Here is a 13,783-nt window from a genome sequence, read left to right as displayed (position 1 = left end):
CGTGTACTCCGCCAGTTCCGGCGACGAACGTCTCGACCGTCGCTACGCCTGGGCCGAGGCGGCGCTAAAGGATGGCGACGCGCAGGCGGCGATCGAGATCCTCGATCAAACGCTCGCGGAGAATTATGGTTTCACCGCTGCCTGGCACCTCTACGGACTGGCCCAGGAGACGCTCGGGCACAATGAGGAGGCCGCGACCGCCTGGCGGCAATGCCTCGACCTCGACCCGAACGACCATGTCGGGGCCAAGCTCGACCTCGCCCGCATCGGCGCGCTGGCGGCCGAGCAGGCCACCTCGGAGAACTTCTCCGGCGTGCTCTTCGACGGCTACGCCGACCGTTTCGACAGCCACCTCGTCGGCACGTTGCAGTACCAGGCGCCGGCGCTGCTGAAGGAGGCGCTGGCGCGCTACTGTGAGCAGGCTGGCCGGCCCTTCCATTTCGGAACGGCCTATGATCTCGGCTGCGGCACCGGCCTGATGGGCGAGGCGATCCGCGCCGAGGTCGACTTCCTCGCCGGCTGCGATCTCTCGCCGCGCATGGTCGCCAAGGCGCGCGACAAGCTCAGCGCCGACGGCCAACCGCTTTACGACAAGCTAGCCACGGCGGGCTTGACCGCGTTCCTGGCGAGCCGCCCCGACGCCTCGGCCGATCTCGTCATCGCCGCCGACGTCTTTGTCTACCTCGGCGACCTCGCGCCGAGCTTCCATCAGAGCGCGCGCGTGCTCAAGGCGGGTGGGCTCCTTGCCTTCACCGTGCAGAGTCATGACGGCGAGGGTGTCGCCGTCGGCCAGGACCGGCGCTTCGCCCATGCCGAGGACTGGCTCAGGGAAAAGCTCAGCGAGGCAAGGCTGGAGCCGGTGCTGGCCGAGCCGCAGAGCACGAGGATCGATCGCGGTCAGCCGGTGCCGGGGTTGCTCGTGATCGCGGAACGATAAAGCCAGCGTCATGCTCGGGCCTGTCCCGAGTATCTCACGCCGAGTAAGGCTACCAACCAGCGCCTTCCTACCCTGAGATTCTCGGGTCTGCGCTACGCTCCGCCCGAGAATGACGCGAGCACGCCGTTCCCTTTTCGTTCGGCAGAGCCTATCTCTGTCGCTCGATGGATGCGCCCTCGCCTCTCCCGCCTGCCTTCTCCGCCTGGTTCGCCAGCCGCGGCTGGAGCGTGCGGGCGCATCAGCTCGCTCTGCTGGAGGAGGCCCGGGCCGGGCGCTCGACCCTACTGGTTGCGCCGACCGGCGCCGGCAAGACGCTCGCCGGCTTCCTGCCTTCGCTGGTCGAACTGACACAGCGCAGCGGAGCACGCGAGGGGCTGCATACGCTCTATGTCTCGCCGCTGAAGGCGCTCGCGGTAGACATCGCCCGCAATCTCGAGACGCCGATCCGCGAGATGGGGCTCAGCGTGAAGGTCGAGACCCGCACCGGCGACACCTCGCCGGCCAAGCGCGCCCGCCAGATGGAGCGGCCGCCGGACATCCTGCTGACCACGCCAGAGCAGCTCGCGCTGCTGGTCTCGCATCGCGATGCGAAACCGTTCTTTGCAAACCTGCGCCGTGTCGTGCTCGACGAATTGCACGCGCTCGTCACCTCGAAGCGCGGCGACCTGCTCTCGCTCGATCTCGCCCGGCTGCGCACGCTCGCCCCCGAGATGAGCGCGGTCGGCCTGTCGGCGACCGTGCGCGAACCGGCCGACCTGCAAGCCTATCTCGGCGGCGCCGACACCCCGTCCGGCCTCGTCACCGTCAAGGGCGGCGCGAAAGCCGAGATCGGCATCATGGCGACGAGCCGCCGGCTGCCGCTCGCCGGGCATGTCACCGCCCATGCCGTCGGCGACATCTATGCCGCGATCCAAGCGCACAAGCTGACGCTCGTCTTCGTCAATACCCGCATGCAGGCCGAGTTCATGTTCCAGGCCCTGTGGAGCGTGAACGACGACACCCTGCCGATTGCGCTGCACCACGGCTCGCTCGATGTCGGCCAGCGCCGCAAGGTCGAGGCGGCGATGGCGGCGGGCAAACTCAAGGCCGTCGTCTGCACCGCGACGCTCGATCTCGGCATCGACTGGGGTGATGTCGACCTCGTCGTCAATGTCGGCGCGCCCAAGGGCGCGAGCCGGTTGATGCAGCGCATCGGCCGCTCCAACCACCGCATGGACGAGCCCTCGCAGGCGCTGCTTGTACCGTCGAACCGCTTCGAACTGCTGGAATGCCGGGCCGCGCTCGATGCGGTGGCGGAAGCCGCGCAGGATACGCCGCCGCCCCGCATCGGGGCGCTCGACGTGCTCGCCCAGCATGTGCTGGGGATCGCCTGCTCCGACGGCTTCGAGTCCGATGCGCTCTATGAGGAGGTCCTGACAGCCTCGCCCTATGCCGATCTTACCCGCGCCGATTTCGATGCGGTCGTCGATTTCGTCGCGACCGGTGGCTATGCGCTGAAGAGCTATGAGCGCTTCGCCAAGCTCCGGCAGAGCAAGGACGGGCTCTACCGCGCCAGCAACGCCCGCGTGATCCAGCAATACCGGATGAATGTCGGGACCATCGTCGAGTCGACCATGCTGAAAGTCCGGCTCGGCCGGTCGCGACCGGCCCGCCCGGGCGGCCAGAAGATGCTCAGCCGCGGCGGGCGCGTGCTCGGCGAGCTGGAGGAGTACTTCGCCGAGACGATGACGCCCGGCGACACCTTCGTCTTCGCCGGCGAGGTGCTGCGCTTCGAGGGGATCACCGAGAACGAGGTGGTCTGCTCGCGCACCAGCGCCGGCACCGATCCGAAAATCCCGTCCTATGCCGGCGGCAAGTTTCCGCTCTCGACCTTCCTCGCCGCGCGCGTGCGCGCCATCCCTGGCGGCGCCGAAGGAATGGGCGAAGCTGCCGGACGAGGTCTCGTCCTGGCTGCATGCGCAGCGCTTGAAATCGCGCCTGCCCAAGCCGGGCGAGCTGCTGGTCGAGACATTTCCGCGGGCGGGGCGCTATTTCCTCGTCGCCTACCCGTTCGAGGGCCGGCTCGCCCACCAGACGCTCGGCATGCTGCTGACCCGCCGGCTGGAACGGGCGCGGCTGAAACCGCTCGGCTTCGTCTGCAATGACTATGGTATCGCGGTCTGGACGCTCGGCGACATGGCAGCAGCGATCGCGCGCGGGGCGCTGTCGCTCGACGATCTCTTCGCGCAGGACATGCTCGGCGACGATCTCGAGGAATGGCTGGCGGAATCGGCGCTGATGAAGCGCACCTTCCGCGCCTGCGCCGTGATCGGCGGTCTGATCGAGCGCCGTTTCCCCGGCCAGGAGAAAAGCGGGCGGCAGGTGACGATCTCGACCGACCTCGTCTACGACGTGCTGCGCCGGCACCAGCCCGACCATGTGCTCTTACGTGCCGCACGCGCCGATGCCGCGACAGGCTTGCTCGATATCGGGCGCCTGGGTCAGATGCTGACACGGATCAGCGGGCGAATCGTGCATCAGCCGCTCGATCACGTCTCGCCGCTCTCGGTCTCGGTCATGCTCGAGATCGGGCGCGAGGCGGTCCATGGCGAAGCGGCCGACGAAATCCTGGCGGAAGCCGAAGCACAGATGCTCGAAGAGGCGATGGCGTGAACCTGGCGGCGAAGGAAGCAGCGGGCGTGGCGGTCGAGACGTTCATGCTCGGCCGGCTTGCGCTCGTACCCGATCTTTCCGGCGCGCTCTATCTGCAGGACGAGCGCACGCTCGTCGTCGCCGACCTGCATCTGGAGAAGGGCTCGGCCTATGCGGCACGCGGCGTCCTGCTGCCGCCCTATGATTCCGCCGCGACGCTCCGGCTGCTCGGCGCCGCGATCCTGCGCTACCAGCCGGCACGCGTGATCGCGCTCGGCGATTCCTTCCATGACCGCGGCGCCGAAGCGCGGATCGACGAGAACTGCCTTGCGACGTTGCGCGCCTTCCAGGCCGGCCGCGACTGGCTCTGGATCAGCGGCAACCACGACCCGGCGATTTCGGCCGCAATGGGCGGCACGGTGCTTGACGAGCTCGACCTTCGCGGCGTCAAGCTGCGGCACGAGCCCTGCCCTTCTGGTGCGCTACCAGAGATCGCCGGCCATCTGCACCCCGCCGCCAAGGTCCGCATGCGCGGCCGGGCGCTGCGCCGGCGCTGCTTCGCTTTGTCTCCTACGCGCTGCGTCATGCCGGCGATGGGTGCCTATGCCGGCGGCCTCAACGTTCGCGATGCCGCCTTCCGGCCCCTGTTCGGCCTGGGCTTTTCCGCCCATCTCCTCGGCGACGGCCGCCTCTTCCGCATCGATCAGCGCCTGCTGCTGCCGGACTGAGGACGAGCGATTGCGGCAACGTCGAATACTCCGTTGGTAAGGGAGCGGTCGAGCGCCCTTCATTTTCAGATGCGGAGATATGTGCGTAACAGGTTGCGTCGACGCAGGGCTTATGGCATCAGGACGCCGCTTCGGAACGGCGCGGCGCCTTTGTGGGTCCTCGATCGACCCGAAACGCCAGCATAAGCACGGTCCTGCTGCGGTAGCTCAGTGGTAGAGCACTCCATTGGTAATGGAGAGGTCGAGAGTTCAATCCTCTCTCGCAGCACCAGCCTTCTCAAGCAAATTCAACGACTTATCCGATGACCAGGTACCGGCCATTCGGCACAGTTCGGCGAACAATCGCGGATCATGGCACGCTCGTCCGTGGAAAATCTGCGGCGTGGGTTCGCACCGTGTTCCTTCCCCTCCTCTCCCGAGGGGGCGAAGTCATGCCGGTCGAGCTGAAAGATCATCGGCCTCGCCATGCTGGACGCGATCGATTTCGATACGACACAGCTGCCGCCTACGAAGGCGCTGATGATCTGGAGGACTGCAACGTTTGCCGGTTCTGGCTGAACGGCACCGTCTATGTCGTCATTGAAGATCCGAGCGACGGCTACTGCAGCAGCATGTGCGCCATCAAAGTCGTGCTGAGCGCTGCGATGATGAACGTCTTCCGCGATCCAGGCGCTGTGTCGGCATAAGGATCGCCACGGCTACCACCAGAGCGATCTGCTCGAACTGCTGGACGTCGTCACCGCCGAGCCCGTTCTGGAGGTCGCACCTACAATCTCATAAAGGTCGTACTCGCCTGGCCACGTTGACGAGCGCTCAATTGTCGATGTTCGACCTGCCGACCTGGTCGGATACACAGTGCCACTTCTTCGCCGGCATAGGCGGGTGGAGCTACCCTGCTCGTCTTGCAGGGCGGCCTGACGAGCCTGCCAGCTCCTCTTGGCCACACAAAGCTGGAGAGCACGTGCGCTACCTCGGCACCGAGGTCGATGATGCGCTTCTCCTTTCGGAGCAAACGGACCTGTGACCTCAGAACCGCGGTCTCGTCGGCCCAAGCGGGCAGCCTGCTACGATGCAGGCTGCGCCTCCGGCAGCTTCCACGTGCCGTTGAGGAACACGGCGCGAGGACGGTAGAGCCGGAATGTGTAATTCCATCCTTGCGTGATCGGCAGGCAGTTCGCGATCTTGCCGTCGCAGCCGCCGAACTGGATGTCGATCGCGCCATCGGCGCTTGTCTTGCCGGTGATGCTGTTGACCGAATAGGCGTCGTAATCGTTCTTCTGGAAGAAGCCCTTGTCGTTATAGACGCTGATCGACCAGAACGCGTCGACGGGGACGTCCTTGACCCTGAGCTTGTAGACCGTCTTGCCGTCGTTCCTGGCCGGGGTGAACGAGGGATAGGATGCGTCCTTGTCAGGGTTGCCGCCCCAGCCGGCCGCCGTGCCGAGCAGGTGCATGACCGGATCGACCTTTCCCTTCGGGCCGAACGCATTGGTGAAGCTGCCGGATGATGCGGCGGACAGCGCTTCGAGCGCGTCACGGATCTTCTTCTGCTGAGCCAGGTCCCAGTTCGGAGCCTCGAACGTGCCGGCCGCCTTCTGCTCCACCTTCAGCGCATCCTGCAGGGCGTGAACCTGCGCGAGGTCCTTAGCGTCGTTGGGATCGACAAGGATGCGGACCGCAACGAACACATAGCGGGTGCCGACCTTGTCCCTGGTGAGCGTCGTACGGCCCGGCTTGTAGACCACCATCGGGGTGTAGTGGTCTTCGCTGATGACCTGCATGGAGACGAAGCGCTTGCCGGCATCGGGAAGGGTGATGGTCACTGGGCCGGCGTCGAGGTCGAACAGCGCCTGGGAATAAAGCGTATCCCGATTCATCCGGACTACGGGCTGGTTGTCGATCGGCGTCGGTGTCCTGCTATGGGCGAATTTGCCAAGGGCGCCGGCGTCGGCCGTCTTGCGCATGTAGAAATCGCTCTCGGCTCGCTTGAAGTTGTCGAGATTGACCGGAACGGGCTGGGCGAACGCCACGCATGGCGCGAGAACCAGGAAACCCAGGCTGTAGACCGACATCATTCGCATTGAACGGTACCTCATTGGTGTCTTTGATCCATATGCTCGTCGTTATCGCGCGGACAGCGCAGCGGCCTCTGCGGCGCATTCGGATGCCGGGAGCGCCCGCTTCGCCTTCGCGGCCTTCACTTCCGCTTTCGCGGCCTTGAGATCGGCGAGGAAGGTCGGGTCGGTCTGCAGCCGCGCCACCGTCGCCGCGCCCATGATCCGGCCGGCATCGACATCGCTCTGCCAATGCGCGTTGCAGATCACGCGGCTCTGCCCGAACTCGATACCGCGCTTGAGCAGTGCATCGGCGCGCTCGGGATTGATCTGCGCGAAGACGAGAGCCCAGCCCCAGCCTGCCGCCGTGTGGCCGGACGGGTAGGAGCCATCGCTCCGCAAAATGGCCTCCTGATCCGCCCGGCAGGTCGCTTCGTTGTGCACCACGAAGGGGCGGACCCGGTTGTACTTGTTCTTCACGCCATAGGTGGAAAGGCCGAAATCCGAGAGCATCTTCTGCGTCATCGCATAGAGGCGCGGCGTCTGCTTGCCGTCGATCCTGACACCCATCGCGCAGGAGAAGTTGTCGGCGGCCTGCGGAAAGGCGAGGTCGGCGTCGGTATAGGCGAGCTTCGAGCGCGCGGTGTCTCGCAAGGGGATCGTCGCCTTGCGCGCTTCCTCGTCCCGGGCCAGCGCAGCAGAACCCGGCTCCGGCGGCGGGCCGAGCAGGACCAGGCTGTCCGGCAGGTCCGACCGCTTCAGATAGCCCGGCGCGATCTTGAAATGTGGGTCGGTGACCTTGGGCTGCGCTTCGGCCGCTTGCGCCAGGGCCTGCCCACAAAGCGCGAGCAGCGCCAGCGCGGAAACGCCTGCGGTCCGAAACGCATTCGCAGTCATCGCCATTCCCATTCCTTTCGACATTGCCGAGCTCATGAAAGCCCCGGTCAGAACCGGTATGTCGCCGCAACGGCGGGCCCGTGCTGGGTCACCTCGTACGAAAAGCCGCCATCGCGATAATCGACATGGAGGGCCCGGTAGCCGGCTTTCAGCGTCAGGTTTTCGCTCCAGGCGTAGTTGACGCTGCCCAGGCCCTGCCAGGTCAGGCGCGAGCCGGCGCCGAAGCCGCCGATGTCGCCCGCCACCGTCAAGCTCCACGGACCGCCGAGCTTCACGCCGAGCCGGGCGCCGACGATCGGATCGGCCCACATCTCGGATTGACGGTGATCGATCCGAAGATTGGCGAGGCCGGGCAGGATCTCGAGCTTGGTGTTCAGGTTCCAGAACCGGACGCCGCCGCCGACATCGAGCGCAAGCACGCTGTCCTCATAGACCCGGTAAAACACGGAGCCCTGAACGGTGGTGGTCTGCGAGCGCAGCTTCAGCCCCGAAAAGAACGGCCCGGGCAGATTGCCGCCGGTCGTCACCTGCGAGAACTGCCCGTCGACCAGGACGCTCCAGCGGTCGATGCGCATCTCGGCGGATGCCATCAGCGCACCGTTGAGCTCCTTGAGCACGTCGCGGAAGCGCAGCTTGATATCCGCCGCGGGCAGCGGCGGCAGCGTCGCGCTCTTGCCGTCGATTGCTGTCGCCCAGAGATAGCTGGTGACGGAGAAGCTCGGTCCCGGGGCGAGGATGGGTGCCGGTGGCGCGCCGGGCTGCCGCAGATCAGACGCCGAGGCCGGGCCGCACAGGAAGGTCGCCATCAGCCCGATGGCGAGGTCGCGCGCCGTTGCGCCTGACATTGCTGCTTGTCCCCTGCCTTGCCCGTCCTACCGGCACCTGCGCGAGCGCTTCGGCAGCACGCGATCGCGGCCCGAGCGGCCGGCGAATTCCGTTGCGAGCATTTCGTGCATGGGCCGCCTGCCCGTCTTGCCATTTCGCGCCAATCGCGACCGGCTATTCGCCATCCCCGCGGGTCGGAAATCCCCCGAGTGTCGGGCTTGTGACGCTGGATTCACCGCGACGCGGCCGAACCTGCGCTGCATCGCCGACTGCACCTATGTCGGAAACAGGAACGTCAGCCCCACGCGGGGACCCCAGCCGCGCGGTCCATTCTTCGGCGCGGCCGCCCAATAGCGCACGCCTGCAGAGAGACTCACCGGCTGCTCGCCCAATTTCACAAGCTTCGAAACCTGGACGTTGATGGGCACCGACCATTGTTCGGCCGTCCAGTCGTAGGTGCTCTCGGTATTGAGCGTGAACGTCCAGGCGTCCGATGTCCTGTAGGAGATGAAGGGCTGCAGGTAGGTCGCGCTGATGTCGGACCTGTCTCCCCTCCCCGCAACGGACCAGATGTGGTTTGCAAGTGCGCCGACCGTCCATGGCCCTTCCTGCTTCAGAACGACGGCAGTCAGGCCCATCCCGAACTTGCCACCTCCGAGCAGATCGTCGGTCGCCGTCGGAAGCAGGAAGACAGGACCTGCTCCCCAGATGATCCCGCCAGCGCTCGGCTGTTTCGGGGACATGAAGAAGCTTTGCGTGACGTCTCCCAGACCGGACTGGTTGCCGGAGGGGCCTGCGATGTCGTGCTGCCAGATGACCGGGACGACGGTCCGGGAGATGACATTCCAGTCCTCGTTCAATGAAAACGGGATGACCGGTTGGATATCGAGCGTTTTTCGGTCGCCACGGTTGTTCGGTCCGAAGCCTCGGTCGTAGTTGAACTGGAAGGGCACGCTGATCAGCGCTGACACGGGATTGCTGAGCTTTTTCGCCAGATCGGCAGTCGCGTCCTGTGCCAGTACGACACCGGTGCCAGTCAAGCCAAGGCCTTGACCAACCAATGCGAGGGCCGAGAACACAGCCAGTTGGGAGAGTCTCGACAGCATTCAGGTCTCCTCAATATGCAATCTCTGAGGGCCATCTGCGGATGGCCGAGCAATTCAATGGCAATCAAAATGGCCCGCGAGGTGGGACTTCGAGCAGCTTGCGGTGACCCTCACTGGCCGAATGATGACTGGAAGGCATGCAAGCCCCGGCTTTGCGAACAGGAAGGCCCCATGACCGACTTTCCGTGAGATGGACGTTCCCAGTAGTGGGCGCTCCGTGCGACGGGTCACTCTCGGATCAGCCGACACGCTCTGTTTGGTGCATAGGCGGGTTGTCGGTCTTGCCATTTTGCGCCACCCGCGACCGGCTATTCTTCACGCTCGCCGGCCGCGAATCCTCGGAAGATTCGGCCTTGTGAAAATCGTCAACGCGGTGATCGCGGCGAGGTCCGATGGCTGATATCCCCTTGACGCGCGGCCAGTTCCTGCTGCCCTTCGTCAGCATCCTCGACGATATCGGCGCGCCGACGGAGACGCTGCTGGAGCGGTCCCGGCTGCCATCGTCCCTGGCCGAAAAGAGCGAGCTCTATTTGCCGCTCCTGCCGGCGCTGCGTTTCGTCGAGACCGCCCAGAGAACCCAGGGTATCGAGGATTTCGGCTTTCTCGCTGCCCAGCGCCTGCATTTCTCCCATATGCGGGAAAAGACACGGGCCCTGATCGCACATTCACCAACACTGCTCGTCGCGCTCCGGCACGCCTGCCATGAAGCGTCACGCGAAGACACCATTTTGAGCATGTGGATCGAACATGACGCGGATCATGTACGGGTCTGCAGCAGGCTTGCCGGGACAGGGCTCCTGCATCTGAAACACGCGCAATGGATCCAGAATATCTTCTCGGTCTACATCGTCAGGCAATTCGCAGGGCCCGGCTGGATGCCGACGGCGATCGCCTTCGAATCGTCCTACGCGCCGAGCCCGGCGACGCGATCCTGCTGGCCGAATGTGCGGTTTCTATCGGGCCAGCATGCCGCCTGGATCAGCCTCCCGACTTCGCTTCTCAGCCTCCCCAACCGTTCGACCGTCTCGTTTTTGCCGACGCGGAACCAGGAGGACGGCCCTTCCGCCTACGATATCGTCGAACTGCTCAAGCTGATGCTGCCGGCCTATCTCGACGAGGGGACAACCGCGCTTGCCGACGTCGCCGAGATCGCGGGCGTCAGCACGCGGACGCTTCAGCGCAAGCTCGCTTTGATCGGCCTGTCCTACTCGGACATACTCGACACCGTCAGGTACGAGCATGCGAGCCGGCTGCTGCGGGACACCGATTGCAGGATCATCGATGTCGCCTTTTCGTCCGGCTACACCGATCCGGCGCATTTCAGCCGCGCCTTCCGCCGGATGACGGGCGTCACTCCGCGCCAGTTTTGTGAGCAGTCGCGGCTCGGCTGAAGGCGTGTCGCTTACGAACATCCGCTCATGGGCAATGCGCCAACTTCCGCAAGTGGCGCACAACAGCGCTAACCGAACTAGGGTAGGATCATCGCGGATGCGGCGCCCCATGAAGGCGGAAATCGTTAGCGAAAGCTGACGACGAGCGCAGGTCACCTCGATCAGCAGGATTGGCGCGACGTGCTCTTCCTCGCGCCGCGCCTCATCGTCTTCGGGGGAATGGCACTGCTGCTCGTCCGCCCGTTGACGGTGCTCGCACTGGACGATGCGAATGCACGCAGTCTCGGATTGTCGCTCGTCGCCTGGCGGCTGGGCGCATTGGCATGTCCCAACCGGCCCCGGCGAACGGCTGAAGCCCCCGGGCCAAACGGCCGCCCGCTTGCCTATCTCGACATGACGGCGGTGGCGACGCGCTACTACACCATCCGCCGGATCGACGCGGCGGCGGGCTGGGTCGAGATCGACTTCGTGCTGCACGAGGCTCCAGGGCCAGCCGGCGATTTCGCCCGCTTCGCGAGGCCTGGCGATATCTGAGGCATGTCGGGCCCCTGCGGCCTCGGGATCAAACCGGCCGGGCACTATCTGCTCGCTGGCGACGAGACCGCCCTGCCCGCGATCGCGCGCATCGCCGAGCGCCTGCCGGCGAGCGCATTGGGCGCGATCTTCATCGAGATCGATACGCCCGAGGACAGGCTGCTGCTGACGGTGCCGCCCGGAATATCTTGCCAGTGGATCTATCGCCGGGAGGGGTACGTCTCGGCCGATGCGGATTTCACCGCACAGGTCGAACGGTCGATCGCGGCAGGCCCGATGGATCATTTCGTCTGGATCGCCACGGAGTTCGCCGCCTATCAGGCACTGCGCCGCTCCCTGAAAGCGATCGCCAAGCCTCGCAGCATCAGCGTGCCGTATTGGCGGGCGGGGGGCCGGCATGACGTCAACACGGCTGCGCGCTTCTGCGACGAGATCATCGTGCTCCATTCCGGCCAGCTCGTCGCGCGCGGAACACCTGACGAGGTGATTCGGCCCGATATCCTGCGCGCGATCTACGGCATCGATGTCGGCGTGATGCCCCATCCCAAGGATGGCGCGCCGCTCCCCTTTATATGACCCGCCACGCCATCGCCCAGTGTGGCCGGTACGCGATCCCGCAATGCGGCTTTCGCAATTGGCTTTTGCAGTAACCTCCCGGCGCTGTAAAATCTAAATATCTGATAATCAACGAATTTTTTTCGAACCCCAAAAGTTGGGCGGGACATTTTCCCCGATAATCATCCACGCGATTTACCACTCGTTAACCATTCGTTTCGTACACCGGAGCAACCGAAAATTTACCAAGATGACCGCCGTGTTAACCCAACCCAGGCCGATCCGCCTCAAGGGGCGATCCTATCTTGCGCTGACGCTGACGCCCGAGCTGCCCTTCGAGGATTGGCTGGTGCGGCTCGACGATCTCGCTGGCCGCTCCGCCGGTTTCTTCCTGCGGCGGCCGGTCGTGCTCGACGTCGAGGGCCTCGAGATCGACCGCGCGCAGTTGCGCGATCTCGTCGGCAAGCTCGGCGCGCGCAATGTCCGGATCATGGGGATCGAGGGCGCACGCCCCTCCATGCTCGGCAACGATCTACCGCCCGCCATGTCGGGCGGAAAGACGACCGGGGATATCGAGGAACCGACGGCCGAGCCGGCCAAGGAAGCCCCTGTCGCCGAAAGCGTGGCGGTGACACCTGCCGCCCCGCTGCCCGCGAAAGCCGTGGCTTCGATCATCGTCACCCAGCCGGTACGCTCGGGGCAGTCGATCTTCGCCGAGGGCGACGTGACCATCGTCGGCTCGGTCGCCTCCGGCGCCGAGGTCATCGCCGGCGGTTCGATCCATATCTACGGCACCCTGCGGGGGCGGGCGATGGCCGGCACATTGGGCAACGCGGAGGCCCGCATCTTCTGTCGCAAGCTCGAGGCCGAGCTGGTCGGCATCGACGGCTACTACAAGACGGCCGAGGACCTGGAGCCGAGCCTGCGCGGCAAGCCCGTCCAGTTCTGGCTTGAAGGCGAGACCTTCACAGGCGGGTCACTCGCCTGAAACGACAGCGCGTCCACCGGAACTAGGAGAGGTCAATGGGCAAGGTCATCGTGGTCACATCGGGCAAGGGCGGCGTCGGCAAGACGACGTCCTCCGCCGCCCTGGGCGCAGCTTTGGCGCAGAGCGGCGACAAGGTCGTGGTCGTCGACTTCGATGTCGGCCTGCGCAATCTCGACCTGATCATGGGTGCCGAACGGCGGGTGGTCTACGACCTCGTCAACGTGATCCAGGGCGAGGCCAAGCTGACGCAGGCGCTGATCCGCGACAAACGGGTCGAGACGCTCTATCTGCTGCCCGCCTCGCAGACCCGCGACAAGGACAACCTCACCTCCGAGGGCGTCGAGAAGGTCATCGGCGCGCTGAAGAGCCATTTCGACTGGGTGATCTGCGACAGCCCGGCCGGCATCGAGCGCGGCGCCACCCTCGCCATGCGCCATGCCGATATCGCGATCGTCGTGACCAATCCGGAAGTCTCTTCGGTGCGTGATTCCGACCGCATTATCGGCCTGCTCGATTCGAAGACCCTGAAGGCCGAGAACGGCGAGCGCATGGAGAAGCACCTGCTCCTCACCCGCTACGACCCCGCCCGCGCCGAGCGCGGCGACATGCTGAAAGTGGACGACGTCCTCGAGATCCTGTCGATCCCGCTGCTCGGCATCATCCCCGAAAGCATGGACGTGCTGCGTGCCTCCAATATCGGCTCGCCCGTCACCCTGGCCGATGAACGCAGCGCGCCGGCGCTCGCCTATTTCGACGCGGTCCGCCGCCTCAAGGGCGAGAACCTGCCGATGACCATCCCCGGCGAGAAGCGCGGCTTCTTCGGCAAGATCTTCGGAAGGAAAGCGGCATGAACCTGCGTCGTCTCTTCTTCCGGCCCCAGTCGGCTCCCGCCGCGCGCGAGCGCCTGCAGGTCCTGCTCGCCCATGAGCGCCTGTCGGCCGATGGCTCCGACCTCGTGACCAAGCTGCGCGACGAGATCCTGCGCGTGATCGCCAAGCATGTGCAGGTCGACGACGACAAGGTCACCGTCCGGATGGAGCGCGGGCCCCAGGTCTCGACGCTCGCCGTCGACATCGAGATCCCGTTCGATGCGGGCAAGAAGGCGGCCTGAGGGCCGCCTTTCCCATTCCAGAACGC

13 protein-coding genes, 1 tRNA gene and 1 pseudogene are annotated in these 13,783 nt (G+C 65.4%); 11 read left to right on the top strand and 4 right to left on the bottom strand.

Going from position 1 to position 13,783, the window contains the following annotated elements; all coding sequences use genetic code 11:
* The first annotated feature begins 1 nt into the window (after position 1).
* The 5 genes and pseudogenes from QO058_RS21660 (at position 2) to QO058_RS21640 (ending at position 4,982) form a co-directional block, all read left to right on the top strand.
* Positions 2 to 937: a methyltransferase gene (locus QO058_RS21660; protein ID WP_284168296.1), complete on the top strand. Its 936-nt coding sequence runs from the start codon at positions 2 to 4 to the stop codon at positions 935 to 937.
* Between the two features lie 164 nt (positions 938 to 1,101).
* Positions 1,102 to 3,589 (top strand): annotated as a pseudogene (locus QO058_RS21655) (ligase-associated DNA damage response DEXH box helicase).
* 2 nt (positions 3,590 to 3,591) lie between these two features.
* The gene (gene pdeM, locus QO058_RS21650; protein ID WP_432212076.1) at positions 3,592 to 4,296 is read left to right on the top strand and encodes a ligase-associated DNA damage response endonuclease PdeM; all 705 of its coding nucleotides are present in this window, start codon (positions 3,592 to 3,594) and stop codon (positions 4,294 to 4,296) included.
* 196 nt (positions 4,297 to 4,492) lie between these two features.
* Positions 4,493 to 4,567: transfer RNA gene (locus QO058_RS21645), tRNA-Thr, on the top strand.
* A 160-nt stretch (positions 4,568 to 4,727) separates the two neighbouring features.
* Positions 4,728 to 4,982 carry a hypothetical protein gene (locus QO058_RS21640; RefSeq protein ID WP_284168295.1) on the top strand — a complete coding sequence of 85 codons (255 nt, stop codon included), beginning with the start codon at positions 4,728 to 4,730 and terminating at the stop codon, positions 4,980 to 4,982.
* 378 nt (positions 4,983 to 5,360) lie between these two features.
* Here the strand turns inward: QO058_RS21640 and QO058_RS21635 are convergent, their stop codons facing one another.
* The 4 genes from QO058_RS21635 to QO058_RS21620 form a co-directional block, all read right to left on the bottom strand.
* Positions 5,361 to 6,368, bottom strand: a complete 1,008-nt coding sequence (locus tag QO058_RS21635) for a DUF1254 domain-containing protein (RefSeq protein ID WP_284172985.1) — start codon at positions 6,366 to 6,368, stop codon at positions 5,361 to 5,363.
* 51 nt (positions 6,369 to 6,419) lie between these two features.
* Positions 6,420 to 7,247, bottom strand: coding sequence for an acid phosphatase (locus QO058_RS21630; RefSeq protein WP_284168294.1), 828 nt, complete (start codon positions 7,245 to 7,247; stop codon positions 6,420 to 6,422).
* A gap of 47 nt (positions 7,248 to 7,294) precedes the next feature.
* Positions 7,295 to 8,092: a hypothetical protein gene (locus tag QO058_RS21625; RefSeq protein ID WP_284168293.1), complete on the bottom strand. Its 798-nt coding sequence runs from the start codon at positions 8,090 to 8,092 to the stop codon at positions 7,295 to 7,297.
* Between the two features lie 255 nt (positions 8,093 to 8,347).
* Complete coding sequence (locus QO058_RS21620) at positions 8,348 to 9,178, bottom strand: transporter (protein WP_284168292.1); 831 nt, start codon at positions 9,176 to 9,178, stop codon at positions 8,348 to 8,350.
* A 392-nt stretch (positions 9,179 to 9,570) separates the two neighbouring features.
* Between QO058_RS21620 and QO058_RS21615 the strand changes: the two genes are divergently transcribed.
* The 6 genes from QO058_RS21615 to minE all read left to right on the top strand — a co-directional run bounded on the left by QO058_RS21615 (position 9,571) and on the right by minE (position 13,757).
* The gene (locus QO058_RS21615) at positions 9,571 to 10,569 is read left to right on the top strand and encodes a helix-turn-helix transcriptional regulator (protein WP_284168291.1); all 999 of its coding nucleotides are present in this window, start codon (positions 9,571 to 9,573) and stop codon (positions 10,567 to 10,569) included.
* A 135-nt stretch (positions 10,570 to 10,704) separates the two neighbouring features.
* The gene (locus QO058_RS21610; RefSeq protein WP_284172984.1) at positions 10,705 to 11,103 is read left to right on the top strand and encodes an iron chelate uptake ABC transporter family permease subunit; all 399 of its coding nucleotides are present in this window, start codon (positions 10,705 to 10,707) and stop codon (positions 11,101 to 11,103) included.
* A gap of 3 nt (positions 11,104 to 11,106) precedes the next feature.
* Entirely contained in the window at positions 11,107 to 11,679 is a 573-nt protein-coding gene (locus QO058_RS21605; RefSeq protein WP_284168290.1) for an SIP domain-containing protein, read from the top strand.
* Between the two features lie 229 nt (positions 11,680 to 11,908).
* Positions 11,909 to 12,646: a septum site-determining protein MinC gene (gene minC / locus QO058_RS21600; RefSeq protein ID WP_284168289.1), complete on the top strand. Its 738-nt coding sequence runs from the start codon at positions 11,909 to 11,911 to the stop codon at positions 12,644 to 12,646.
* 35 nt (positions 12,647 to 12,681) lie between these two features.
* Positions 12,682 to 13,497 (top strand): septum site-determining protein MinD, encoded by an 816-nt coding sequence (minD, locus tag QO058_RS21595; RefSeq protein ID WP_126113752.1) that lies wholly within the window; start codon positions 12,682 to 12,684, stop codon positions 13,495 to 13,497.
* Positions 13,494 to 13,757 (top strand): cell division topological specificity factor MinE, encoded by a 264-nt coding sequence (minE, locus tag QO058_RS21590; RefSeq protein ID WP_057188104.1) that lies wholly within the window; start codon positions 13,494 to 13,496, stop codon positions 13,755 to 13,757. The genes minD and minE overlap by 4 nt, the downstream gene beginning before the upstream one ends.
* Positions 13,758 to 13,783 lie beyond the last annotated feature (26 nt).

It is taken from the genome of Bosea vestrisii, from assembly GCF_030144325.1.
Classification (GTDB): domain Bacteria; phylum Pseudomonadota; class Alphaproteobacteria; order Rhizobiales; family Beijerinckiaceae; genus Allobosea; species Allobosea vestrisii_A.
This window is presented reverse-complemented; position numbering and strand designations above follow the sequence as displayed.